The 1,601-nt window shown below is 46.1% G+C and carries 2 protein-coding genes; one reads left to right on the top strand and one right to left on the bottom strand.

Translation table 11 applies throughout. The annotated features are described in order from the left end of the window. The first annotated feature begins 235 nt into the window (after positions 1-235). A complete protein-coding gene (locus tag O9332_RS17040; protein ID WP_002758946.1) occupies positions 236-631 on the top strand; it encodes a hypothetical protein in 396 nt (131 codons plus the stop codon). Between the two features lie 367 nt (positions 632-998). On the opposite strand, the gene O9332_RS17045 is transcribed toward O9332_RS17040, so the two are convergent. Then, positions 999-1,391 carry a hypothetical protein gene (locus O9332_RS17045; RefSeq protein WP_002758947.1) on the bottom strand — a complete coding sequence of 131 codons (393 nt, stop codon included), beginning with the start codon at positions 1,389-1,391 and terminating at the stop codon, positions 999-1,001. Positions 1,392-1,601 lie beyond the last annotated feature (210 nt).

The raw sequence follows: 1,601 nt of genomic DNA on the forward strand, positions 1-1,601 counted from the left end.
CACCACCTTTTAGACTTTATGCTCGATGAGGCCATCCCTGTTACTCGCGTTAATTCTTCTTGATTTTGGATGGGGAGCTACAGGGCAAAAGCGTTTTGTATTCTGTATTCCTTGCTACATTCTGAATTTGGAATTGCTGCAAGAGAATAATCTTGTTTGCTGCCTGATCCCGGTCAATGATAAATTTTAAAATACCTAGTCTTTTACATTTTCCCAACTCTCGGAGTGATCCCCGATGTTAAAAAATCTCTTTGGTGGCAAAAAATCTGACTTTTACCTAGAACTAAAAGAAACCGATGGTGAACAAAAAGCGACAGCAACCACGGCAGCAGCCGCGCCTGTTGTGGAAGCGCCTGCCCCTGCTGTGGAGTCTGCTGCCGCCCCCGTAGCCGAGAAAAAAGCGAAAAAAACTTCTGTTAAGAAAGAAAAGCAAGCAAAAGAAACTCCCGCCGCTCCTGTGAGCGCACCGGCCCCCGTAGCCCCCACTAACGGTAAAGTAGAGCCACAAGAAGTGGAATTTGCGACAAAATACTTGATTACTCCTAGTCTGTCTCGCCGTCGCCCTGGTCCAAGTTTGAATGGTTTCAAAGACATGGCGCGCAAAGCGAAGCTACCTGCTAACCGCGGCTAAATCCCCCCCGGATTGCTTTCTCAAAAAAAAAAGGAGAGCTTTCTTTGACTCTCCTTTTTCATCAGGGTGCATCTACTGACTCAAGTTTAGCAGAGAGTCTTTTTAGGGTTGGTTATTTAGGTTACTCCCTAGAGTATTTTGGCGATAATTATTGCCTGTCTTCTTGGGCAATTTTTAAAACCTAGAACTAGGTTGACTGGTGGACGGGTGCAAAACTAGCATTCATAAGTAGGGAGGCAGAATTATGTGTAGGATGGGTTAGCGGTAGCGTAAACTATGCGGGCGTTGGGTTTCATGCTTCAACCCAACCTACGTTCTGGTGGACGGGTGCAAAATCAGCATTCATATTCTTGATTCGGCAACGCCATTAGGGATTAACTTTCGCCGCTCGGATTAGCCAACCGATTACCCCACCCGTAACACCACTGAGGATCGAACTGAGCGAAGCGGTGATCACCACTACTCCGATCTGTTTCCAGTTTTTCAGTTCCCCGACTTTTTCGGCGAGATCGGTGGTTTTCCCCGCCGCGTTCTCTATAACTTTAACTCGATTGCTTAAACCCTCTATCTTCGCGTCTAGGGTTCGGATATCGCCTTTAATTTCCGACTGCCCTAACTCTAAATTCTTCTGTCCGTTTTCCAGGTTGGTTAGTCGGTTTTCCAAGGTGGTTAGTCGGTTTTCGATCGCCTTTTGTCCGTTGGCAATACCGATGATTAAATCCTCTAATCTTTTTAAATCTTTTTCAGTTGCGGCTGTCATCAGTTAAACTCCTCTTAGTTGAATTTTTCTTGCCCCGATTCGATACTTTATTGATTGCGGATAACTTTCTCATCGGAAATTTTGGGTCTGAAACCCCGCCGTTCTAGGTTGGCTTTACGTTAGAATTAAAAGGCCAGTCTCGAAAACCAAGTGGACGGCGCAGCACCTTGAAAACTCGGCTTAGGGGGTTCCGACCAGAAAAGCTTGGCC

Source organism: Microcystis sp. LE19-10.1B (genome assembly GCF_027530565.1).
Taxonomy (GTDB): domain Bacteria; phylum Cyanobacteriota; class Cyanobacteriia; order Cyanobacteriales; family Microcystaceae; genus Microcystis; species Microcystis aeruginosa.

What these genes read in the sequence shown, in the direction of transcription:
- O9332_RS17045 (WP_002758947.1), bottom strand. Translation starts at nt 1,391, where the DNA reads ATGACAGCCGCAACTGAAAAAGATTTAAAAAGATTAGAGGATTTAATC.
- O9332_RS17040 (WP_002758946.1), top strand. Translation starts at nt 236, where the DNA reads ATGTTAAAAAATCTCTTTGGTGGCAAAAAATCTGACTTTTACCTAGAA.